18 protein-coding genes and 1 pseudogene are annotated in these 22562 nt (G+C 62.3%); 4 read left to right on the top strand and 15 right to left on the bottom strand.

All coding sequences use genetic code 11. The features are described 5' to 3' along the window. Positions 1-95 precede the first annotated feature (95 nt). The 4 genes and pseudogenes from AC07VH_RS19630 to pilM all read right to left on the bottom strand — a co-directional run. Positions 96-1421, bottom strand: a pseudogene (locus AC07VH_RS19630) (type IV pilus secretin PilQ); the annotation flags it as partial. Positions 1422-1513: 92 nt separating this feature from the next. Beyond that, positions 1514-2545 (bottom strand): pilus assembly protein PilP, encoded by a 1032-nt coding sequence (locus tag AC07VH_RS19625; RefSeq protein WP_494787450.1) that lies wholly within the window; start codon positions 2543-2545, stop codon positions 1514-1516. Between the two features lie 176 nt (positions 2546-2721). After that, positions 2722-3282, bottom strand: a complete 561-nt coding sequence (locus AC07VH_RS19620; RefSeq protein WP_494787451.1) for a PilN domain-containing protein — start codon at positions 3280-3282, stop codon at positions 2722-2724. Next, positions 3279-3911, bottom strand: coding sequence for a pilus assembly protein PilM (gene pilM, locus AC07VH_RS19615; RefSeq protein WP_475413751.1), 633 nt, complete (start codon positions 3909-3911; stop codon positions 3279-3281). The genes AC07VH_RS19620 and pilM overlap by 4 nt, the downstream gene beginning before the upstream one ends. Positions 3912-4211: 300 nt before the next feature. Between pilM and AC07VH_RS19610 the strand changes: the two genes are divergently transcribed. After that, entirely contained in the window at positions 4212-6557 is a 2346-nt protein-coding gene (locus AC07VH_RS19610) for a penicillin-binding protein 1A (protein WP_494787452.1), read from the top strand. Positions 6558-6721: 164 nt separating this feature from the next. Here the strand turns inward: AC07VH_RS19610 and cyaY are convergent, their stop codons facing one another. Then, positions 6722-7051, bottom strand: a complete 330-nt coding sequence (cyaY, locus tag AC07VH_RS19605) for an iron donor protein CyaY (RefSeq protein ID WP_092802037.1) — start codon at positions 7049-7051, stop codon at positions 6722-6724. Between the two features lie 40 nt (positions 7052-7091). Between cyaY and lptM the strand changes: the two genes are divergently transcribed. Beyond that, the gene (lptM, locus tag AC07VH_RS19600; protein ID WP_070221692.1) at positions 7092-7274 is read left to right on the top strand and encodes an LPS translocon maturation chaperone LptM; all 183 of its coding nucleotides are present in this window, start codon (positions 7092-7094) and stop codon (positions 7272-7274) included. On the opposite strand, the gene msrQ is transcribed toward lptM, so the two are convergent. The 5 genes from msrQ to AC07VH_RS19575 form a co-directional block, all read right to left on the bottom strand. Continuing rightward, on the bottom strand, positions 7271-7924 hold the full coding sequence (msrQ, locus tag AC07VH_RS19595; protein ID WP_475413749.1) for a protein-methionine-sulfoxide reductase heme-binding subunit MsrQ: 654 nt from the start codon (positions 7922-7924) through the stop codon (positions 7271-7273). The genes lptM and msrQ overlap by 4 nt on opposite strands. 9 nt (positions 7925-7933) lie before the next feature. Beyond that, positions 7934-8911, bottom strand: a complete 978-nt coding sequence (msrP, locus tag AC07VH_RS19590) for a protein-methionine-sulfoxide reductase catalytic subunit MsrP (RefSeq protein WP_494787453.1) — start codon at positions 8909-8911, stop codon at positions 7934-7936. Positions 8912-8995: 84 nt separating this feature from the next. Then, the gene (gene ccsB, locus AC07VH_RS19585; protein WP_475413771.1) at positions 8996-10147 is read right to left on the bottom strand and encodes a c-type cytochrome biogenesis protein CcsB; all 1152 of its coding nucleotides are present in this window, start codon (positions 10145-10147) and stop codon (positions 8996-8998) included. 51 nt (positions 10148-10198) lie between these two features. After that, positions 10199-12295, bottom strand: coding sequence for a cytochrome c biogenesis protein ResB (locus AC07VH_RS19580; protein ID WP_494787454.1), 2097 nt, complete (start codon positions 12293-12295; stop codon positions 10199-10201). Positions 12296-12480: 185 nt separating this feature from the next. Further along, positions 12481-13152, bottom strand: a complete 672-nt coding sequence (locus tag AC07VH_RS19575; protein ID WP_152252303.1) for a c-type cytochrome — start codon at positions 13150-13152, stop codon at positions 12481-12483. A gap of 186 nt (positions 13153-13338) precedes the next feature. Here AC07VH_RS19575 and yihA point away from each other — a divergent pair, with 186 nt between their 5' ends. Then, the gene (gene yihA / locus AC07VH_RS19570) at positions 13339-14076 is read left to right on the top strand and encodes a ribosome biogenesis GTP-binding protein YihA/YsxC (RefSeq protein ID WP_070221698.1); all 738 of its coding nucleotides are present in this window, start codon (positions 13339-13341) and stop codon (positions 14074-14076) included. Positions 14077-14152: 76 nt separating this feature from the next. Here the strand turns inward: yihA and AC07VH_RS19565 are convergent, their stop codons facing one another. The 5 genes from AC07VH_RS19565 to AC07VH_RS19545 form a co-directional block, all read right to left on the bottom strand. Beyond that, positions 14153-15040 (bottom strand): hypothetical protein, encoded by an 888-nt coding sequence (locus tag AC07VH_RS19565; RefSeq protein ID WP_494787455.1) that lies wholly within the window; start codon positions 15038-15040, stop codon positions 14153-14155. 271 nt (positions 15041-15311) lie between these two features. Continuing rightward, positions 15312-18422 carry an efflux RND transporter permease subunit gene (locus AC07VH_RS19560; RefSeq protein WP_494787456.1) on the bottom strand — a complete coding sequence of 1037 codons (3111 nt, stop codon included), beginning with the start codon at positions 18420-18422 and terminating at the stop codon, positions 15312-15314. Next, positions 18419-19591, bottom strand: a complete 1173-nt coding sequence (locus AC07VH_RS19555; RefSeq protein WP_494787457.1) for an efflux RND transporter periplasmic adaptor subunit — start codon at positions 19589-19591, stop codon at positions 18419-18421. The genes AC07VH_RS19560 and AC07VH_RS19555 overlap by 4 nt, the downstream gene beginning before the upstream one ends. A gap of 88 nt (positions 19592-19679) precedes the next feature. Further along, positions 19680-21038, bottom strand: a complete 1359-nt coding sequence (locus tag AC07VH_RS19550; RefSeq protein ID WP_475413743.1) for an ATP-binding protein — start codon at positions 21036-21038, stop codon at positions 19680-19682. Next, on the bottom strand, positions 21035-21763 hold the full coding sequence (locus tag AC07VH_RS19545; RefSeq protein ID WP_034753223.1) for a response regulator: 729 nt from the start codon (positions 21761-21763) through the stop codon (positions 21035-21037). The genes AC07VH_RS19550 and AC07VH_RS19545 overlap by 4 nt, the downstream gene beginning before the upstream one ends. Positions 21764-21949: 186 nt before the next feature. Between AC07VH_RS19545 and AC07VH_RS19540 the strand changes: the two genes are divergently transcribed. Next, positions 21950-22465 (top strand): Spy/CpxP family protein refolding chaperone, encoded by a 516-nt coding sequence (locus tag AC07VH_RS19540; RefSeq protein WP_489629141.1) that lies wholly within the window; start codon positions 21950-21952, stop codon positions 22463-22465. Positions 22466-22562: the final 97 nt, after the last annotated feature.

The raw sequence follows: 22562 nt of genomic DNA, 5'->3' as shown, positions 1-22562 counted from the left end.
CCCTACTCCAAGAAATATTGCCAAAAGAAAAATTCCGCATAGTCGCCATCAGTCCGCTTTCGTTTGCATTGTTACTTAAACGTAAAGATGTGACATTAACGTGTTGCTGGCCGATCTGCCACTATTTTCGGCGTAATAAACACCATCAGTTCCGTTTTTTCTTGACTGCGGCCCCTGCTGCGGAAAAAAACACCGAGCACGGGGATGTCGCCCAGCAGCGGCACCTTGCTGTCCGTGCCCCGTTCCGACTGCTGGTAGATGCCGCCCAGCACCACCGTGCCGCCGTCTTCCACCATCACCTGCGTGCGCACGTGCTTGGTGTCGATGGCGAAGCCGGAACGGGTTTCCTGGCCCACGCTATCCTTGTTGACGTCCACTTCCAGCACCACGTTGCCGTCCGGCGTGATCTGCGGCGTCACTTCCAGGCGCAAATTCGCCTTGCGAAACGTGATCGACGTGGCGCCGCTGCTGGTGGCCACTTGGTAAGGCAGTTCGATGCCCTGCTCGATCAGCGCCAGCACCTTGTCCGCCGTTACCACGCGGGGGCTGGAAATGATCTTGCCCCTGCCGTCCGCTTCCAGCGCGGACAGTTCCAGGTTCAAAAAACGGTTGGCCGCCGCCGAAAACAGGCTCAGGGCGAAGCTGGCCGGCTGCAAGCCATTAATGCTGGCGGCCGGCAAGTTGACGAACTGCGTGTTCGGCACGAAAGCGCCGGCGCCCGCCACCGTTTGCCCCGTCGCCTCGCCCACGCCCTGATACGTGCCGCCGATGGCCGCCCGTCGCCCGCTGCCGCCCAATGAAAAACCGGGTACCTGCCCCGCCGCCAGGCGCTGGTCCGTAAAACCCAGACGGGCGCCCAGGTTGCGGCTGAAACTGTCGTTCGCCTCGACGATGCGCGCCTCGATCATCACTTGTCGCGTGGCGATATCCGTCTTGTCGATCAGCTGGCGGATCTGTTCCAGGCGCGCCGGCACGTCGGTGACGAACAGCTGATTCGTGCGCGGCTCGATCAGCACGCTGCCACGGCGCGACAGCAGGCGGCTGCGCCCTTCCCCCGCGTCCAGGCCGAACACGGTGCGGAACGCTTCGGCCTTCTGGTAATTGAGCTGAAAGATGGCCGACTGCAAGGGTTCCAGTTCGGCGATCTGCGCGCGCGTTTCGAGCTCCAGTTTTTCGCGCGCGAGGATTTCCTCGCGCGGCGCGATCCACAGCACGTTGCCATTGCGCCGCATGTCCAGGCCCTTGGCCTGCAGCAGCACGTCGAGCGCCTGGTCCCACGGCAAATCGCGCAGGCGCAGGGTCACATTGCCCGCCACGCTGTCGCTGGCGATGATGTTTTGCCCGGACGCGTCGGCCAGGATGTGCAGGGCCGCGCGCACGCCCACGTTCTGGAAATCGACGGATATCTTCTCGCCCGCGTAAGGGCGCGGGGCCGACACGTGCACCACCGCCTCCTGGGCAAGGCCGCAGGCATGCAGACACAGCATGGCGGCCAGGAGCATGCGGCGCGGCCTCATGGCGCCGCCTCCGGCAGGCCGGCCTTCGCCCCCGCCACCTGCAAGGTCAGGCTGCCGCGCCGCTCGCGCCAGGGGCCGTCCGCCTCGCGCAGCAATTCACGGTACTGCACGGCCTGTTCACTGATGTCCGTCACCACGCCGTGGTCTTGCCCCAGATGCTGGCCCACCGCCACCCGGTACACGCGCTGGCCCGCCAGCAGCAGCGCGTTCAGGCGCCCGTCCTGCTGCACGCTGCCGACCATGCTGATGGCCGGCAAGGCGACGCTTTCCAGCGGTTCGCGCACACGGCGCGGGTCGGGTCCCGCCACACCGCCCCGCTGCCCCGGCGCGGGCGCGGGCGTCAAGGCATCAAATGGATCGGCCTGGGCGGCAGCATCGTAGGGCTGCGGCGCGACAGCGGCAAGCGGACGCCATGCCGGCACAGCCACGGACGCGTCCGCCTTGAGCGGCAATGCCGCTTGCGCCGCCCGCTCCCCCGCTTCCGGCAGGCGATACGCCTGCAGCACGGCATCGAGGGTCAGCAAGCGATCCTTGCCGAGGGTTAAGGCCAGTTCATGCACCGTGACGATGCGCGGCAGGCGCGCCAGGTCCGCCAGCAGCGCGCCCATGGCGTGATAGCCGCCGCGCAACTGGATGGCGATCGGCAAGGCGACATACGGCGCTTGCGGCCGCGCCACGCCCGGCTTGAACAGTGAAAATTGCAGACCGCGCGACTGGCCGGCGGCGTTAATGTCCGTCAACAGCACCGCCATCGCTTGCTGGTCGGGCAATTGCTGTTCCAGCAGCGCCAGCTCGGCGCCCGCCTGGCGCTGCTGCGCGCGCCACTGCGGCAACTGGCTGGCCCTGGTCTGCGCCGCCAGATAAGTGGCGCGCAGGCGGCCCTCCTCTCCGTGCGCCAGACGCACGGCAGCCATCAGTCCATCGAGCCACGCAAGGTGCAGCAGGGCGGCCACCAGCGTACAGGCCAGGGCAGCGCAAGCGAGGCGCGCCGGTAATGGCCACAGCGACGCGATCTTCAAGCTCAGCATGATCAACCTCCACGACTAAGAGCCTATCCCAGTAGATGAATACATCTCTTGCAAGCGCCCCTCAGAAGCGGGGACTGCGTTGTTCGTCGTCGCGTGGCTCGCCACGCGTCCTCCTCGCGCCTTGTCCGCGCTCCTGATGTGCTGCCTGCAAAAGACGCGCCCTACTGGGATAGGCTCTAAGATTGTCCAGCGGGTGACAAAGCCAGCCGTATCGTCCAGTCCACGGCGCCATCGGCCGCGCCGCGCACTTCCATCACTTCCGGCCTGGACCAGGGCGCGGCCTGCGCCAGCGCCAGCAGCAATGCCGCGACCTTTTCCTGTGAAGCGGCCTGCCCTTGCAGGCGCACCATCGCCGTTTCCTGGCGCACGCTATGCAAGGCCACGCCGGCCGGCATCGCCTGGGCCAAGGCTTGCAGCATGCGCACCCAGGCATTGCGCTGTTCTTGCAAACGGGCAATAGCCTGCTGGCGCAGCAGCAGGGCCGCCGTTTCACCCTGCACCCGCTTGCCGGTGGCGAGAACGGTATTGACTTGCTGCATGGCATTGCGCCAGCCCTCCTGGCGGTGCAGCTGCGCGTCGAGCTGATGCTGCAGCCAGGCGCCTGCCGCCAAGGCCAGCAGCAATCCCAGCAGCGCCCCGCCGGCCAGTTGCCACAGCAGCAGCTGAATACGCCTGCGGCGTGCCGCCTGGCGATACGGCAAAAGGTTGATGCATGGCACTTCCACCACGGCCTTCATCGGGCGTACCGGTGCATGGCCAGGCCCCAGGCCAACTGATAGCTGAGGCCGCCATCGGGCAGCGCTTGCCATCCCCCTTGTGCAACGGCCGCCTGGCACGCCAGCGCCTCGCTATCCATGATGACTGGCGTCAACCCGGCCGCCTTGGCCGCATCCAGACGGCGCTGCACGCTGGCACGCCGCGCCGCCACCAGCAGCACGTCGATCTCGCTGCCTGTCTGGCCGGCAAGCGGCGGCGCGGGGCCGAGAATGAAAAAATCCAGGCTGGCGTCTTCCAGCGCAAACGGCATGTATTGTCCCGCTTCCAGTTCCACGAGGATTTCCAGCTGTTCCTCCGGCAGCCCGGCGGGCAGGCGGATCGCGTGCGTGATCAGTGCCGTGGCCGGCATGGCCAGCGCCACGCGCGTGCAGCCACTGCCGCTGTCGCGGCATGCCAGGCGCAGGCCGGCAGCCAGACCTGGCAAATCTTCGACATTGCCGTCAAGCATCATTCCGGCAGCCAGCGCGGCGCTGCCGTAATGCCGGCACGACAGTGTTCCCCGCCGGCGTCTCAGCTCGACCACGCGCACGGCATCGTCCGCGATGTCGACGCCCAGCAAGCCGACGCCAAGAAAACTGCTGATGGACATGTTTTTCATAGAGAAATGTCAGCGTGGAAGGAGGTCCTGCCATCCGCAAGCCTAGTCCCGGCGGCGCTGGCTTGTAAATGGATTTCACGCCGGTGTCTGCGGCGCGCGGCGCCTATCTGGCGGGGCCGTGATCTGGCGCAGGATAATTGTTACCAAATCCTGGTTGCCAGCGGGCCGATACACGCTTATATAGAGTATCGGCAAGTTTCGACACTCCCCCGGCAAGCGCCACGGCGCGCTGCCACCCCGGCAAGCTCGCTTATAATTGGCCGGCATAATTAACCGAAAGACATACGACGCATGACATCTTCAAAATCCGCTGGCCCCGCTGGCTCGAAGCCGCCCACCAAGGGCAGCAAACCCAAACGTTTTCTGCTGATGGCCCTGGCATCGCTGCTGGGCCTGGGCATCGTCGGCGTCTTGCTGGTGGTCTTCGGCCTGGCCATGGCCTATCCGAACCTGCCGGCGCTCGATACCTTGACCGATTACAAGCCCAAGATGCCGCTGCGCGTGTTCACGTCCGACAGTGTGCTGATCGGCGAGTTCGGCGAGGAACGGCGCAACATGGTGCACATCAAGGATATTCCCGATGTCATGAAGAAAGCCGTGCTGGCCATCGAAGATGACCGCTTCTATGAACACGGCGGCGTCGATTACCTGGGCATCACGCGCGCGGCCCTGCACAACCTGACCGGCGGCGCCAAGCAAGGCGCCTCGACCATCACGCAGCAGGTGGCGCGCAATTTCTTCCTGTCCAGCGAACAGACCTTGAAACGCAAGGCGTATGAAGTCTTGCTGGCCTGGAAGATCGAGAAAAACCTCAGCAAGGACCAGATCCTCGAAGTGTATATGAACCAGATCTATCTGGGACAGCGCGCCTACGGCTTCGCCTCGGCCGCGCAAATCTATTTCGGCAAGACTATCCAGGACCTCACCGTGGCCGAAGCGGCCATGCTGGCCGGCTTGCCGAAGGCGCCGTCCGCCTACAACCCCGTCGTCAATCCGAAACGCGCGCGCATGCGCCAGCAATACATCCTGCAACGCATGGCGCAGCTGGGCTATATCACGCCAGAGCAATACACGGAAGCCAAGAATGAAGAGCTGAAAGTGAAGACCGACAGCAGCGCCTTCGGCGTGCACGCGGAATACGTGTCGGAAATGGCGCGCCAGCTGGTCTACGAGCAATTCAAGGAAGACACCTACACGCGCGGCCTGAACGTCTACACCACCATCACCAAGGCCGACCAGGACGCCGCCTACATCGCCTTGCGCAAGGGCGTGATGGATTACGAAAAACGCCACGGCTACCGCGGCCCGGAAGCGTATATCGAGATTCCGAAAACCAAGGCCGAGGCCGATGACGCGATCGAGACGGAACTGGCCGACCACCCGGACAGCGACGACATCATCGCCGCCATGGTGCTGCAAGCCTCGCCCAAATCGCTGCAGGCAGTCACCTCGGCCGGCGAGGAAATCACCATCACCGGCCCCGGCCTGACCTTCGGCGCGGCCTGGCTATCGGAAAAAGCGGCGCCGAACCGCCGCATCAAGCGCGGCGCCGTGATCCGCGTCATGCAGGAAAACAACGCCTGGGTCCTGACGCAGATGCCGGAAGTGCAATCGGCGTTCGTCTCGGCCAGCACCACGGACGGCGCCATCCGCGCCATGGTGGGCGGCTTCGATTACAACCGCAACAAGTTCAACCACGTCACGCAGGCGTGGCGCCAGCCCGGTTCGGCATTCAAGCCCTTCATCTATTCCGCTTCGCTGGAACGGGGCCTGTCGCCGGCCACCATCATCAACGATGCGCCGATCTCGTTCGACGCGGGCCAGACGGGCGGCCAGGCGTGGGAACCGAAGAACTACGACAGCAAATACGACGGCCCGATGACCATGCGCAAGGGCTTGATGAAATCGAAGAACATGATTTCCATCCGCATCCTGCACAAGATCGGCGCCAAGTATGGTCAGGAATACGCGACGCGCTTCGGCTTTGACGCGGACAAGAACCCGCCGTACCTGACCCTGGCCCTGGGCGCCGGCAACGTCACGCCGCTGCAGATGGCCGGCGCGTATGCCGTCTTCGCCAACGGCGGCTACAAGATCAACCCGTACCTGATCGCCAAGGTGACCGATAGCGACGGCAATATCCTGTCGCAAGCCAAGCCGGACCTGGCCGGCGAGGAAGCCAACCGCGTCATCGACGAGCGCAATGCCTTCATGATGAACAGCATGCTCAACGACGTCGTACGCTTCGGCACGGCAAATAAGGCCATGGCCCTGAAGCGCCCTGACCTGGCAGGCAAGACGGGTACCACCAACGATTCCATCGACGCGTGGTTCGCCGGCTATCAGGCCAAGCTGGTGGGCATCGCCTGGATCGGCTACGACCAGCCGCGCAACCTGGGCAACCGGGAAACGGGCGGCGGCCTGGCCTTGCCGATCTGGATCAGCTACATGGCGAAAGCCCTGAAAAGTATTCCCGTCGAGGAACGCGCCGTGCCGGAAGGCCTGATCCACGTGGGCGACGAGTACTACTATGCGGAAAATCCGCCGGGCACGGGCGTGGGCAGCCTGGAAGGCGCGGCGCGCGGCACGCCGGAGGAAGAAAAAGCCAAGGAAGCCGTCAAGAACGAGTTATTCTGACGGCAGCGCATGGAGTAGGTCGGGTTAGGCCGCAGGCCGCAACCCGACACCACGCCGGCGCCACATGTTGTCGGATTACGCGTGGCATTGCCCCGCTCATCCGACCTACGCAAGCAAAAAGGGCAGCCCATGCAGGCTGCCCTTTTTTATTGCCGCGGTGAAAGTTACTTCAGCACCACGGGCGCGCCGGCCTGCTCACTGGCCATGCTGGACAAGGCCGCAAACAGTTCCGAGCCGTCGCGCGTGTTGATCCACTCGTCGCCCACGCGCTTGTAGTGGAAACCGCCGGAACGGGCGGCCACCCACATTTCACGCATGGGAGCCTGGCTGTTGACGATGATTTTCGTGCCGTTATCGATGAACTCGATTTCCAGCACATTGCCGCTGCGGCTGCATTCGACGTCGAGCACATCTTCATCGTTCAGCCGGTCCAGCGCCGCCTCGATCTGGGTCAGGGTGGCTTCGGCCAGGGCCAGGAATTCCGATTCGCTCATGCTACACTCCAAAGATCTTAATCAAACCGTGATTCTAATCGTGAAGTCATCCTCAGCGTTTTATATCGGCATCGCCATTGTGGTTTCTAGCGTCCTGGCCGGCTGCGGCCAGCCCGGTCCACTGTACCTGCCCAAGCCGCCAGCGGCCAAGGGCGCACCGGCGAAAGGCCCCGTCGAACCGGCCCCCGTGCCGCCGCCGCCCGTCATCGTGCCAGCGACCTAAACGGAACGCACCGGGGTGGCGGCATGCGCCGCCCTGGCAGTTTTGACGCGCTTATTCCAGGCAAAATATACGCGAATTAACAGCAGTAGCGCGACGATACACCCGAACAGGATCGGTTGCGCGAAATTGTGCTTGCCCGCCTTCATCCACCAGAAGTGCAAAATGCCGAGCGGCGCGATCACATAGATCAGCCGGTGCAGCCACTGCCAGCGCTTGCCGCCCAGGCGCTTGACCATGCCGTTCGTGCTCGTCACGGCCAGCGGAATCAGCAACACAAAGGCAATGAAGCCCACCGTGATGAACGGCCGCTTGAGCACATCCTTCCACATTTCCTGCAGATCGAAAAAGTGATCGAACCATAAAAACGTGGTGAAGTGCAGCGCCGCGTAGAAAAACGCGAACAGGCCCAGCATGCGCCGCAGCTTGATCAGCCAATTCCATTGGGTGAAGCGCCGCAAGGGCGTCACCGCCAGGCTGATGCACAGGAAATACAGGGTCCAGTCGCCCGTGCCGCGCGTGATGAATTCCAGCGGCTCCACCAGTTGGCCCGTGTACGTCAGCCAGACCATGCGCGCGAATGGCAGCAGCGCCAGCAAAAAGATCAGGCTTTTCAACAGCGACAACTGCCTGGTCGAGGGATTGATGGCCATGGTCTTTCCTTAAAAGAACTTCTTCAGATCCATGCCCGCGTACAAGGAAGCGACATCGTTGTAGCCGTTGAACATCAGGGTCTTGCGCTTGCGCGCGAGAAAACCGTCTTCGCCGATGCGCCGTTCGGACGCCTGCGACCAGCGCGGATGATCGACGTTCGGGTTCACGTTCGAATAAAAACCGTATTCGGACGGCGCTGACAAGTTCCAGGACGTGCGCGGCTGTTCCTTGACGAAACGGATCTTGACGATGGATTTGGCCGATTTGAAACCATATTTCCATGGCAAGACCATGCGCACGGGCGCGCCGTTCTGGTTCGGCAAGGTTTCCCCATACATGCCCAGGGTCAGCAGCGCCAGCGGATGGTTCGCTTCGTCGATGCGCAAGCCTTCCGTATAGGGCCACTGCAGCACGCGGCTGCCCACGCCCGGCATCTGCTTCTTGTCGGCCAGGGTGATGAATTCCACGTACTTGGCATTGCCCGTCGGCTCGACCTTCTTGATGATTTCCGAAAAGGAGTAACCGACCCACGGGATGACCATCGACCAGCCTTCCACGCAGCGCAGCCGGTAGACGCGCTCTTCCAGCGGCGCCAGCTTCAGCAGCGCGTCGAGGTCCAGGGTCATCGGTTTCTTGACTTCGCCTTCGATGCTGACCGTCCACGGCCGTGTGCGCAGGGTGCCCGCGTTTTGCGCCGGGTCGCTCTTGTCCGTGCCGAATTCGTAGAAATTGTTGTAGCTGGTAGCGTCTTTATAGGCCGTCTGCTTGTCCAGCGCCGAATAGGCGGAATTGAGCTTGGCTACCAGTTTGGGATTCGTGCCTTGCGCGAACGCTTCGCGGCTGGCCATTTCCAGCAAGGCCGCGCTGGAGATCGAGCCCAGCGCCACTTGCTTGATGAAGCTGCGGCGCGATTCAAACACGGCGCGCGGCGTGATTTCGGAAGAATACGGCAACTCGATGCCGTTGGGACTGCGCTGGATCAACATGGCGGCTCCGGAAAAAGGTGATTGGATATACCTTACACCAGTTTTTCCGGGCCGTTCATGACGCTTCTGTCATGCAGAAAACCGTTACAGCTTGCCGTAAGAGTGCAAACCTGAAAGGAACATATTCACGCCCAGGAAGGCAAACGTCGTCACCAGCAAGCCCACCAGCGCCCACCACGAGGCGACGCGGCCGCGCAAGCCCGTCATCAAGCGCATGTGCAGCCAGGCTGCATAGTTGAGCCAGACGATCAGCGCCCACGTTTCCTTCGGGTCCCACGACCAGTAGCCGCCCCACGCTTCGGCCGCCCACAGGGCGCCCAGGATGGTCGCCACCGTGAAGAAAGCGAAGCCCACGGAAATAGCCTTGTACATGACGTCGTCGAGCACTTCCAGCGACGGCAGGCGGTCGACCAGATAACCGCTCGATTTGAGCAGGTAGGCCGCCGCCACCATGGCCGACAGGGCGAACGTGCCGTAGCCGATGAAGTTGGCAGGCACGTGGATCTTCATCCACCAGCTTTGCAGTGCCGGCACCAGCGGCTGGATTTCGGCCGCGTCGCGCGTGACCGTGTACCACATCAGGAACACGACGGCCGCCGAAATGACCAGCATGACGAAGGCGCCCAGCTGGCGCGTCGCATAGTGCTGCTCGTAATACAGGTAGAACATGGCCGTGATCAGGGAAAACAGGATGAACACTTCATACAGGTTCGACACGGGGATGTGGCCCACGTCGGCACCGATCAGGTAAGACTCGTACCAGCGCACCAGCATGCCCGTCAGGCCCAGCACCACGCCGGCCCAGCACAGCAGGGAGCCGACGGAGGAGCCGAATTCCGAACGCGCCACCAGGCCGATCCAGTAGAACAAGGTCGACAGCACGAACAGGGTGCCCATCCACAGGATGGCGGACTGGCTCGACAAGATGTACTTCAGGAAGAATTTCTGGTTCGCCATGTCCAGGTGGCCCGCGTACAGCTCGATGGCGAACAGCGACAGCACGGCCGCCAGCGGGATCAGCCAGCGCACGGGCTTCCAGTACCAGCCCAGCCACGCGAACGTGGGCGCCGCGGCCAGCAGGATGACCTTTTCATAGATATCCATGAAGGCGCCAAAACGCATCAGGCCGAACAGCGAGGCGGCCAGCAAGCCGGCGCCATACAGCCAATCGATCAGGCTCAGGCGCTTGAAAAATCCTGGTTCCTGCGTATATATTTGCTTGTTTGCCAATTCCATCATTTTCTCCATTCCCGCGGCAACGCTGCAGCGTCCCGGACACAGCGCAGCTTACGCCGATTGCGGCAGCTTTGCCTTCAAAGTCTCAAATTCTTTTTCAAAATCCAGCGTCTTGCGCTGCGTGCTCATGGCCATCAGGGCCTCGCTGCCGCCCTCACCATCCTTGATCCACACCCACAGGCGGCGCTCGCGGATATAAAACATGGAAAATACGCCGATCACGAGGAACAGGCAACCGAGGTAGACCACGCTCTTGCCCGGCGAACGCGTCACCTGCAGCACGGACGCCTTGATTTCCGTAAAGTCGTCGAGTTGCAGGTACACGGGCGCGCCATAGAAGAAGCTGTCGGACAGCGCATTCGTGGCCAGCTGCAGGAAGCGGCCGTGCTTGTCATCGGCCTCGATGGCTTTCAAGCCATCCTGGGCGCGCGCCGCCTGCCACAAGTCCCACAGGCTGCCATTGAGGATTTTCATGAAGATATCGGCCGCCTTTTCTTGCTCGGCGGCAGGAATTTTCTCCAGGAAACGCGAAATGGCGAGGAAACCGCCCTCTTGTCCATTGCCGGCAAAGATGCCCAGGCTTTTCGCCGCCGATTCCTGCAACTGGCCGCGCAAGGCTTCCGCGTTCGCCTGCGGCATCGCGCGCGCCGCATAGCGGGCGGCCGCCTGCTGGCGCAGCGCGGGATCTTGCAGCGCGGCACGCAAGCGCATCCACTCATTCACGCTGACATTGTCATCGGCGGGAATGCGCAGATAGCTGAACGGGTCGCTGGGGTTGACGCGCATGCCGGCCAGGAACACCGTCGTGCCATCGACCGTAACGGGCTGCATATAGTTCTGGTACTCGCGCGCCTGGCCCGTCTTGTCGCGCAATTTGTATTGCACCGACGGCCCCACGTTCTTGAGATCCTTGTTGTTGGCGTTTTTCGCCGCCGATCCCAGGCGTTTATCGAGGCCCACGGAGAATTTCTCGTTGAAACTTTCCGTCTTGTTGACGGCGCGCACGTCCTGGCCCGCGCTGAGGTTTTCCACGTTGAAGGGACGGAAACCCGACCATTCCACCGTGTAGGAATTGCCGTCGCTGCGCTCGAGCGGCGTGCTACCGCCCACTTCGCCGCCGATATCGAAGCGTTTCGTCGTCTTGCCCGTCATGGGATAGCCCGTCAACTTGAGCTTGCTGCCGCCATCCTCAAAGCTGGACTGGTACAGGGCCAGGCCCTTGTACAGCAGCGGCTGGTTGACCTTGATGGTTGCAGGGAACGTCTCGCCCGTTGCATGGTCGGTGATGACGACATCGCTGGCGAACAGCTTGGGCATGCCCGTGCTGTAGAAATCGATGTGGAATTTCTTCAGCAGGATGGTGATGGGCAGATCCTGGATCAGCACGCCATCGGCCTGGGGAATGATGGCCGTGTTGCTCGACGAGCCTTCCGGAATCATGGTATTGCCGCGGAAAGTAGGGTTCGACAGGCTCAAGCGGTGCTGGGCGGGAATATCGGCGATCACGCCGCTGCCGGAAAACGGCGTCTTGCCAAAGAACCATTGCTGTACGCGGATCGGCATTTCCGAATCGAGCAAGCCGCCCACGCAAATGATGACGATGGCGCCATGGGCAAAGATATAGCCCCATTTATTCGCCGCGCCCCGCTTGGCCGCCACCAGGGTGGCGTTGTCCTTCTCGACCACCTTGGCCCCGTAGCCGGCGTCTTTCAGGCGCATCACCATCTGCTGCGCCAGCACGGCGCGCGGCAGCGGTGCCTGCCATTCCAGCTTGTGGTGGAAATTGCGCAGCGATTGCTCGCGCACGGTTTCGCGCCAGCTGCGCATGTCCTTGAGCATCTTCGGCGCATTGCGCACGATGCACAGCGAGGTCGAGGCGACGAGGAAGCCCATGATGACGAGGAACCACCAGGCCGAATACACGGAATACAGGCTCAGCTTGTCGAACACGGCGAACCAGAACGGGCCGAACTGGTTGACATAATTGGGCATGGGCTCGTTTTGCTTGAGCACGGTGCCGATGATGGACGCGACGGCGATCAGGGTCAGCAGGCTGATGGCAAAGCGCATCGACGAGACCAGCTCGACGAATTCAGCCAGGCTGCGGCGTTGGGTCTTTAACTCGATTCCGGTCGTGCCAGTGCTCATACGTGGATACTCATACGGGATATGCAATCTTCAAGAAAATGTAGGCATGGAGCAGAGTGTTTCTCCGCGCAAGGCGGCAGCATACTCCTGTTTGGCCCCTGCCATGAAAAAGGGCAGCCTGTGGAAACGGCCGCCCTTGTTCACGCGCGCTGCTGCGCCTGGCAATGTCTTGCCACTATGAAAACTTACTTCAGGCCGGCAATATAGTCGGCCACGGCGGCGATCTCGTCATCCGACATGCGGGCGGCGATGGTGTGCATTTGCGCGCTGTTCTTGCGGGCGTCCGCCTTGGTGCTGCGGAACATCGTCAGCTGGGCCACCGTGTAATCCTGGTGCTGGCCGGCGATGCGCGGATACTGGACGGGAATGCCATTGCCCGTCGCGCCATGACAGCTGGCGCAGGCGGCAACTTGCTTGGAAGCAATGCCACCACGGTAGATTTTCTTGCCCAGGTCGATCGTATCCTTGTTTTTCGCGGCGCCCGGCTTGGACAGCTGCGCGCCCAGGTAGGCGGCGATATTCTTCTTGTCGGCGTCGCTGAGCATCTTCGCGTACGTCGTCATGACGGGCTGGTTGCGCTCCGGCGTGGTGAAGTCGACCAGTTGCTTGTAGATATAGCTTTCGTGCTGACCGGCCAGCTTCGGATTGACCGTGATGGTCGAATTGCCGGCCGCGCCATGGCAGGAGACGCAGGCAGGCAGGCCGCGCGCCGCATCGCCATCGGCGTACAGGGTAGCGCCCTTGGCAGCGTCAGCCTTGACGGCCGGTTTCGGTGCTTCGACCGCGGAGGCAGTTGCCGATACAGCCAGCAAAGCGAGCAGCATGGATTTGATAAACGGTGAAAACGCACGATTCATTCAGGCACCCTGAGACAGTGAGAAATTAGTGGTGGACATTGCCGCGCCCTGGGGATTTTTGCTTTATTTTCAGGGCCGCAAGCCGCATCGCTGCTACGCCGGCAACAATAAACAACCCCTTATTGTACAATAGCTTCTTGGCGTTATCGCTCCCTTATCGCTCCCTTTTGTTGCTTTACTACTCCCATGTCAAAACTCTGGCAAGCCCGCTTCTTTACGACCGTCAACCAATTGCGTGACCTGCCCGATACCACGGTGCCGGAAATCGCCTTTGCCGGCCGCTCCAATGCCGGTAAATCGACCGCCATCAATATCTTGTGTAATCAGAAAGGCTTGGCGTTCGCCTCCAAGACACCTGGCCGTACCCAGCACATCAACTACTTCTCCATCGGCGGCGCCCACGTGGCGCAGCACCGCAAGGATGCCACCATCGTCGAAGAGATCGAATGCCTGCTGGTCGACTTGCCGGGCTACGGCTACGCGGAAGTATCGGGCTCGGCGAAATTGCACTGGCAGCGCCTGCTGGGCGACTACGTGCAGCGCCGCGAGCAATTGGCCGGCTTGATCCTGATCATGGATTCGCGCCGTCCCTTCACCGACCTGGACATCCAGATGCTGGAATGGTTCGCCCCGACGGGCAAACCGATCCACTGCATCCTGACGAAAGTCGATAAGCTGAACCGCAATGAATCGGTCAACGCACTGCGCCAGGCGAAAGCCAAGCTCGACAGCTATGTGGATGAAGACGGCGTCGGCTTCCCGTTCACCGTGCAACTGTTCTCGGCCTTGAAAAGAGTCGGCATCGACGAAGCCAACGACAAGATCATGGAACTGGCCGGCATCAGCGAAGACGGCGCGGCCCAGATGGTCGACCTGATCGACATGGAAGACGACGTCGAGCCGGAGTCGGACAAGCCGGCTTGATCGAGATCAACGCTGCGTAAAAAAAGGCTGCCCGTTCACACGGTGCAGCCTTTTTTATTGCGCGGGTGCCGAACGCCTAGCGCCGTCCCGGGCCTGGCCGCTTCTCGGAAAAGAATTCCTGGCGCAGGAAGGCAGTCAACTCGGCCGTGTCTTCCACCCTGGCGCTGAGGTTGACGTTGCGTCCCAGGCGCCGCGATTCCCAGACGAAATCGCCGGGCTTTTCGGCACGGATCAGCTGGATCATCTTCTTGATGATGGCCGTCTCGATATCGGGTTCATTGCCCAGTTCCACTTTTTCCTGCTTCAGCCAGTTGCGCTTGAAATTGCCGTTCCAGCCCTTGAACTTGACTTCCGCGCTGAACGAGGTCTGGTTGACGATGGAAAACACGCCGCCCGAATCCTCGCGGTCGCTGCCGGAATTGCGTCCCTGCGCGCCGGCGATATTCGCCTTGGCCACGCGCATGGCGCGGTCGTTTTCGCTTTCCTCGGCCGGCGGCGCGGGGTTCTGCGCCTCGCGCTGCTTGCGGCGCTGCTCGATCATCGAGCTCATGTCTTCAGCGGGCGGCGGCGGCAGCGGCACTTTCGATACCAGCGGCGGCGTGAATGTTTCCAGTTTCGGCTTGTCGCGCGGCACATCTTTTGTGACCACGCGCTTGCTCGGGGCCGGCGGCGGTTTCACCTTGGCCACTTTCGTGTCCTTCGGCTTGGGCGTGGGTTTCGGCTGCGGCTTCGGTTGCGGCTTGTCTTTCAGCGGCGCGATGTAGACCATCGCGCTTTCCTTCTTCGACGGCGGAATCTTTTCGATGGTGTCGCTGCGCAGCAGCACATACGCCGCCAGCAGCACGTGCAGCAAGACGGACACGCCGAGCGCAACCTTGCGCGTGGTGCTGGTCCTGGACCCGTAGGCCGGTGGCGGCTGGATTACTTGCCCGCAGGTGGGGCAAACATCGGAATCGGCAGCCATCAAATGGGTCGTGTCATGCAAAATGAATCGTGCTTTCTGTGTAGCGAAGAAATAACATTACAGGGCAGCCATAGTGCCAGAGTCCCTTGCTTTTGGGAACACTTCCTCGGCCTTTCCAACCCGAAGCGTACAGGATAGCGACATTCCTTGCAGCGCTGACCAGAGTACCCGAGCCGTCCCTTGACGGTTGTTACCGTATGTATCACCGCCCATACAAAACCGGCGCCGCATTCACTGAGGAACGGGGCGCCGGTAGGGGCCGTGTGGCGGCTCAGGCCTGGTTGTCGAGCGCCACCAGTTGCTCGTCCGTCATCGGCCCCGTGCCGCTGTACTTGTCCAGGAACAAATAGATGACGGGGGTGATGAACAGGGTAATCACTTGCGAAAACAGCAATCCACCGACCACGGCCAGGCCCAGCGGCTGGCGCAGCTCGGCGCCGGCGCCCAGGCCCAGGGCGATCGGCAAGGCGCCCATCAGGGCCGCCGCCGTCGTCATCATGATGGGACGAAAACGCAGGATGCAGGCCTGGCGGATGGCTTCAGGCGGGCTCATGCCTTCATTGCGCTGCGCATGCAGGGCGAAGTCGATCATCATGATGGCGTTTTTCTTGACGATGCCGATCAGCATCAAAATGCCGATGATGGCGATCATGGTCAGGTCCATGCCGAACAGGCGCAGGGTCAGCAGCGCCCCCACGGCCGCCGACGGCAATCCGGCCAGGATGGTCAGCGGGTGGATATAGCTTTCATACAGCACGCCGAGCAGCACGTAGATCACGCCCAGCGCGGCAATGATGAGGATGATCTGGCTCGATTGCGAGCTCTGGAACACGGCCGCGTCGCCGCCATAGCGCGTGATGATGGAGGCCGGCAAGCTCATGTCCTTGGCCATCGCGTCGATCTTGCCTGTGGCGATGCCCAGCGGCACGTCCGGCGCCAGGTTGAAGGCGATGGTCACGGCTTGCAGTTGCCCCTGGTGATTGACGGAGGTGGGACCGATCGTGCGTTCCACATAAGCAATACTCGACAGTTTCACCAGCTCGCCCGACTTGCTGCGCACGGAGACGCGCGTGAGCGCATCGTCATACTGGCGGTCCGCCGTGGCCGCTTCCAGGATCACGTAATAGCTGGCCGCCGATGAATAGATGGTCGATACTTGCCGCTCGCCAAAGGCGCTGTACAGGGCCGTGCGGATGTCGGACATCTGCACACCCAGCAGATTGGCCTTGTCGCGGTCGATCCGGAGCGACGCCTGCAAGCCCTTGATCTGCGAATCGCTGGTGACGTCGCGGAAGGCCGGGTCGGCGCGCATGCCTGCAATAAACTTTTCCGCCCAGTCATTCAAGGCGTCGGGACTGACGCTTTGCAAGGTGTACTGGTAGCGGCTCTTGCTCTGGCGTCCGCCCAGCTGCAAGTTTTGCACGGGACGGAAATACACGGCCATCCCGGGCACGGCGCTCGTCGCGCGGCGCAGGTTTTCCAGCACCACGGGCATTTTCGGCCGTTCGTTGCGCGGTTTCAGCACCATGAACATGCGGCCCGTGTTGCCGCCGCCGACGAACGACGTGACGTCCTGCACGCTCGGGTCCGCCTTGAGCACGGCCGCCACGCGCGCTTGCAAGTCCTGCAATGCCGCAGATGAGATGTCTTCAGACGCTTCCGTATTCACCTGGATCTGGCCCAGGTCTTCCTCGGGGAAGAAACCTTTGGGAATGGTCGCGTACAGCAGCACCGTCAGCGCAAAGGTGCATACGGCAACGAACAGCACCACGTTGCGGTGCGCCAGGGCCTTGTCGAGCAGATGCACATAGCCGTTGCGCAATTTCGTGAAACCCGCTTCGAAATGGCGGCCGATGAAGGTTTTCTCGCCATGGCTGGGGTCGCTGTCATTGTGCTCGCGCGAATCGGCCGGCAGGAAGCGGCTGGCCAGCATCGGCACCAGGGTCAGCGACACGACGGCGGACACCAGCACGGCCAGCGAGACGACGACGGCAAACTCGTGGAACAGCAAGCCGATCACGCCCGGCATGAAGAAGATGGGAATGAACACGGCCACCAGCGAAACGGAAATCGAGATGATGGTAAAGCCCATCTCTTTCGCCCCTTCGAGGGCTGCGCGTATCGGTTTCTTGCCCATCTCGATATGGCGCACGATGTTTTCCAGCACCACGATGGCATCGTCGACGACGAGACCGACGGCCAGGGTGATGCCCAGCAGGGACACGTTGTCGAGGCTGTAGCCGAGCCAGTACAGCAGAGCCAGCGCGCCGAGCAGCGAGATCGGCATGGTGACGGCCGGAATGAAGGTCGCTGCCGCGCGGTGCAGGAACAAAAAGATCACCAGCACCACCAGCACCACCGTCAGGGCCAGGGTCAGATTGACGTCGTGGATGGCTTCGCGGATCGACAGCGAACGGTCGTTGACCAGGCTGATTTGTATCGACTGCGGCAATTGCTCCTTGAAGCCCGGCAGCAAACGGCGCACGCCATCGACCACTTGCACGGTGTTGGCGTCCGGCTGGCGCTGCACCATCAGGCTGATCGAGCGCTCGCCGTTGAAACTGCCGACGGACTTGATCGATTGAAAGCTGTCTTCCACCTCGGCCACGTCTTTCAGGCGCACGGGCTGGCCGTTGCGGCTGGCGATGATCAATTCGGCAAAATCAGCCGCTTTCATCATTTGCGGATTACCCTGGATGGTCAGGGTCTGGCTGGGGCCGTCAAGGATGCCCAGCGGGGAATTCGTGTTCGAGGTGCGCAAGGCAACAGCCAGCTCGTCCATCGTCAGGTTGCGCGCATTCATCAGGTCGGCACGGGCGCGCACGCGCACGGCGAAGCGTTTCTGGCCATTGACGATGACCTGGGCTACGCCAGGCAAGGTCGACAGGCTGGGCGCGATCAGGTTTTCCGCATAATCGTTGAGGTCCGACAAGTTCAGCGAGGGCGACGTCATCTGGATGAACAGCACCGGCGCATCGGCCGGATTGACCTTGCGGTAAGACGGCAAGTCCGTCATTTCCGTCGGCAACTGGCGCTGCGCGCGCAGCAGGGCCGCCTGCACGTCGACGGCCGCCTCGTTGACATTGATGCTGGCGTCAAACTCCAGGGTCAGCGAGGTATTGCCCAGGGTACTCGTGGAGGTAATCAGGCTCAAGCCTGAAATGGTGGAAAACTGCTTTTCCAGCGGCAAGGCCACCGAGGACGCCATGGTTTCCGGGCTGGCACCAGCCAGGTCGGCGCTGACGTTGATGACGGGCGTGTTGTAGCTCGGCAACGCCGCCACGGGAATTTGCAGGTAGGCCAGCACGCCGGCCAGGATGATGGAGAGGGATAGCAGCACCACCATGACGGGGCGGCGGATGCTCAGTTCGGACAGGTTCATGCTGGCTTGCCCTGCGGTACGGCGGCGCCGTCAGCGGCCTTGTGTTTTTCCGCCAGGCGCACCTTGCTACCCGGGCGCAAGTTCTGCTTGCCGTCGACGATGACTTTTTCATCGCCCGCCAAGCCGGTGACGACGGCGCTCGGTCCGAATGCATACACGCGGGCAATCTTGCGCATCCTGGCTGTGTTGTCCGCCTCCATCGCGTACACAAAGGTGCCGGTGGTACTCGTGATGATGGCGTTTTGCGGAATGACGAGCGCATCCTTGAGGGTGCGCACGGTCAGCTGCGTATTCACGTACTGGCCTGGCCACAGGTCGGTGCCGCCATTGTTGAAGCGGGCCTTGACCTTGATCACGCCGGTGGCGGGATCGACGGCATTGTCGATAAAGTTCAGTCTACCTTCCAACTGCTTGCCGCCCGCGTCCGACAGCAGCGCCTTGACAGGCACCTCGCCCGCCTTCTGCGCCGCCAGCAAGCCCGACAGACTGCTTTCCGGCAAGGTAAAGACCACGTCGATCGGGTCGAGCTGGGTGATGCTGGTCAGCGACGTGGCCGGCTGCACCAGGCTGCCCGGATACACATTGATGGCGCCCACGCGGCCGCTCTGCGGCGCGCGCAAGACGGTGTAGCTGGAGTCGACCTGGGCGGCGCGCAAGGCGGCCTGGTCAGCGGCCAGCAAAGCGCGTGCCGCGTCGAGCTGGCTTTGCAGGGTGTCCACGGCGCCCTGGGCGATGAAATTCTTGCTCAGCAAATCCTGGTTGCGCTTAAGCTGGCGTTCGAGATCGGCTACCGAGGCGCGGTCACGCAGCACCTGCGCCTGCGCCTTATCGACATTCGCGTGCTCGCTGCGGGCGTCCAGCGTGAACATCAGCTCGCCCTGCTTGACGAACTGGCCTTCGCGGATGTGCACCTTGGTAATCGTGCTGGTCGTCTGCGGATGCAGGTCGACGCTGCTGATCGGCGTCACGCTGCCATTGGCTTGCAGCAGCATCGGCACGTCCTGGCGCACGGGCGCGACCACGCTCACCGTCGTCGGCGCCTGCCCGCCCTTGCCCCCTTTGCCATCCTGCCCAGCGGCTGCTTTGCCTGGCTGATGATTGAAATACCAGATGCCGCCACCGATACACAGGGCAGCACCCACGAGGATTGCCAGACTAGTCTTTTTCATTGTTCTGTCACGCTGTCGCAGCGCAGGGCTGCAGGTTGAATGTAGTTGCCAGGGAGGCCTAACGCGCAATATTGTCGCATGGAAATGCTCACTTTCCTGCGTAATACTCTGGCACGATGAGGGTGACTTCCAGTCCACCGTCGACATGATTGGCCAGCAAGACCGTGGCGCCATGCTGCTCGGCGATATTGCGCGCGATGGTCAGGCCCAGGCCCGTGCCGCCCGATTCGCGCGAGCGCGAGGTTTCTATCCGGTAAAACGGTTCGAACACCTTGGCCAGTTGATCGGGCGCAATACCCGGCCCGCCATCGCGGATGCGGATGCGTGCGGCACCGGCGATGCGCTCGACGGTCACTTGCGCGTACTGGCCGTATTTGACGGCATTGTCGATCAAGTTCACCAGGCAGCGCCGCATGGCGATCGGGCGCGCCATCAAGGCCATGCCTGCCTGTCCACTGAGGGTGACTTTCTGGCCGGCATCGGCCGCGTCGGAGCAGACGCTATCCAACAGGGAATCGAGATCGAGCGCCTGCATCGCTTCCGTGCTATCCATCGAGCGGGCCAGGTCCAGCCCTTCCTTGACCATGCTCTGCATGGCCGACAGGTCGCCCACCAGGCGGTCATGCAGTTCCGTATCCGCCACTTTCTCCAGACGCAGACGCAGGCGCGTCAGCGGCGTCTGCAAATCGTGCGTGATGGCGGCCAGCATTTGCGTGCGCTGGGAAATGTGCTGGCGGATGCGCGCCTGCATGGCATTGAAGGCGGCGCTGGCCTGGCGGATCTCGCTGGCCCCGGACAGGGTCAGCGGCGGGTGGTTGATGTCATTGCCCAGGTCTTTCGCCGCCTGCGCCAGCTGCTTGAGCGGGCGCATGGTCATGCGCGTGACGAGGTAGGCCAGGATGGCGATGCTGATCAGGAAAGGCAGCAGGGTCATCCAGTCGTTGTGTTCATTGAACGGCGGCTGCTGGCGCGGCGGCAAGACCATCAGGCGCAGCACGTGGCCATCCTGCATGCGCACGTCGAGGTTTTCGCAGGTACCGCCCCATGGCTTGGCGCCGAACTTGCCCGGCGACTGGCGCGGCTTGACGCAGGCGTCCGGGCGTTCGGCCAGCGCGCTGACCTTGAAACCCTCGCCCAGCTTGGCTTGCAGGGCGGTGGAAAATTCCGTCGGCGCGCCGGGCGTATGTTCCGTGTCGGGACGCAACTCCAGACGTACGCTGCCCTTGTTGGCCACCTTCAGGTAGGCGGCGCGCGAGGCCAGCGGCACCACATCGGCCGCCATCACCAGCTGCTCGGCCCGCTCGACGGCGTGGTAATCGCGGTATTGTTCGATGGCGCGCTGGCGTTCGCCCACGGCCAGCCACTGCGTCAGCGCGGCCGAAGCGACGATGCCGATCAGCAAAAACATGAAGACACGGCCCGTCATCGATCCCAGGAAGGCCTTCACGCGTGCGGCTCCACATTGACCTGGCCGGCCAGCACGTAGCCGCCGTTGCGCACGGTCTTGATGATCTGCGGCAAACGGGCATCTTCACCGAGCTTTTGCCGCAGGCGGCTGATCTGGATATCGATCGAGCGGTCGAACGGGTCGGCGTCGCGGCCCTGCGTCAGGTTCAGCAGCTGATCGCGGTTCAGCACGCGGTTCGGGTGTTCCAGGAAGACGCGCAGCAAACGGAATTCCGCGCCCGACAGCATGATCACCAGGCCGCTGGGATTGAGCAGGTGGCGCGCCGTGAGGTCCAGCGTCCAGCCGGAAAAACGGATTTGCTGGGCCTTGTCCGACGGCACGTTCGACGGCATGGCGTGGCTGCGGCGCAGCACGCTGCGTATGCGCGCCAACAATTCACGGGGCTCGAACGGTTTCGGCAGATAATCGTCGGCGCCCATTTCCAGGCCCAGGATGCGGTCCAGCGGCTCATTGCGCGCCGTCAACATGATCACCGGCACGGTCGATTGGGCGCGCAGCTTGCGGCACAAGGTCAGGCCGTCGTCGCCTGGCAGGTTCAAATCGAGCACGATCAGGTCGGGCCGCGTTTCATCGAGGATTTTCCACATGGCCGTGCCATCTGCCGCGCCCAGGGTGCGGTAGGCATTCGTTTCCAGGTAGTCCGCCAGCAAGCTGCGGATATCGCGGTCGTCGTCGACGATGAGAATTGTAGAAGTGGGTTCCATGGTACGAATTATCCCCACTTCCCCTGCCCTTGCACAACGCATTTGTATCGTCTTGTATATAGAAGACCCGAAGAAACATATAGATACAAACTGTCTGGCAGCGGACACTTCGGGGAAACATGGCGCGTCCAACATGGCTTCATGTGCAGCAGCATGCACATCCCTCACTTTTACAAAGGAATCCAGATGAACGCCTCAATGACAACCTTGCGCAAGAATTTGATCATCGCCATGAGCGTACTCGGCATGGGTGCGGCATCGCTGACCGTCCACGCCCAGGAAGCGGCCGCCAGCGCGCCTGCCGCCGGCACCAAGATGCAACATGAAGGCCAGCGCGGCCAGCACCGCGCAAGCAACCCGGCCGAACGCATGGCCAAGTACCAGGCCCGCCTGCACGACAAGCTGAAGCTGACGGCCGCGCAGGAACCGGCCTGGGCCACGTTCACGGCCGCCAGCGCGCCGAAAAAACCGATGGGCGACTGGAAAGCCAAGCGCGAAGCGATGGCCAAGCTGTCGGCGCCGGAGCGCATGGAGCAATGGATCGCCATGTCGAAGGAACGCATCGCCAGCCAGGAAAGCCGCCTGGCCTCGCTGAAAACCTTCTATGCCGTGCTGACGCCGGAGCAAAAGAAAGTGTTTGATGACAGCGTGCCGGGCGGCAAGCATGGTGGCCATCGCGGTGGTCATCATAAAGCAGGCTGAACGTAGGTCGAATTAGGTCCGCAGGACCGTAATCCGACAACGTTGACGTGTGCGGTGGTGTCGGGTTACGCCCTGGCGGGCTAACCCGACCTACCCC

Source organism: Janthinobacterium sp. GW821-FHT03C10, assembly GCF_059420865.1.
The sequence above is the reverse complement of the archived record's forward strand: the minus strand, read 5'-3'. Positions and strand labels throughout refer to the sequence as shown.

Coding starts and splice junctions, on each gene's coding strand:
- pilM (WP_475413751.1), bottom strand. CDS start 3,911: ATGTCCATCAGCAGTTTTCTTGGCGTCGGCTTGCTGGGCGTCGACATC.
- AC07VH_RS19580 (WP_494787454.1), bottom strand. CDS start 12,295: ATGAGCACTGGCACGACCGGAATCGAGTTAAAGACCCAACGCCGCAGC.
- AC07VH_RS19560 (WP_494787456.1), bottom strand. CDS start 18,422: ATGAACCTGTCCGAACTGAGCATCCGCCGCCCCGTCATGGTGGTGCTG.
- AC07VH_RS19620 (WP_494787451.1), bottom strand. CDS start 3,282: ATGAAGGCCGTGGTGGAAGTGCCATGCATCAACCTTTTGCCGTATCGC.
- AC07VH_RS19555 (WP_494787457.1), bottom strand. CDS start 19,591: ATGAAAAAGACTAGTCTGGCAATCCTCGTGGGTGCTGCCCTGTGTATC.
- AC07VH_RS19565 (WP_494787455.1), bottom strand. CDS start 15,040: ATGGCTGCCGATTCCGATGTTTGCCCCACCTGCGGGCAAGTAATCCAG.
- ccsB (WP_475413771.1), bottom strand. CDS start 10,147: ATGGAATTGGCAAACAAGCAAATATATACGCAGGAACCAGGATTTTTC.
- cyaY (WP_092802037.1), bottom strand. CDS start 7,051: ATGAGCGAATCGGAATTCCTGGCCCTGGCCGAAGCCACCCTGACCCAG.
- AC07VH_RS19625 (WP_494787450.1), bottom strand. CDS start 2,545: ATGCTGAGCTTGAAGATCGCGTCGCTGTGGCCATTACCGGCGCGCCTC.
- msrQ (WP_475413749.1), bottom strand. CDS start 7,924: ATGGCCATCAATCCCTCGACCAGGCAGTTGTCGCTGTTGAAAAGCCTG.
- AC07VH_RS19545 (WP_034753223.1), bottom strand. CDS start 21,763: ATGGAACCCACTTCTACAATTCTCATCGTCGACGACGACCGCGATATC.
- msrP (WP_494787453.1), bottom strand. CDS start 8,911: ATGTTGATCCAGCGCAGTCCCAACGGCATCGAGTTGCCGTATTCTTCC.
- AC07VH_RS19540 (WP_489629141.1), top strand. CDS start 21,950: ATGAACGCCTCAATGACAACCTTGCGCAAGAATTTGATCATCGCCATG.
- AC07VH_RS19575 (WP_152252303.1), bottom strand. CDS start 13,152: ATGAATCGTGCGTTTTCACCGTTTATCAAATCCATGCTGCTCGCTTTG.
- AC07VH_RS19610 (WP_494787452.1), top strand. CDS start 4,212: ATGACATCTTCAAAATCCGCTGGCCCCGCTGGCTCGAAGCCGCCCACC.
- yihA (WP_070221698.1), top strand. CDS start 13,339: ATGTCAAAACTCTGGCAAGCCCGCTTCTTTACGACCGTCAACCAATTG.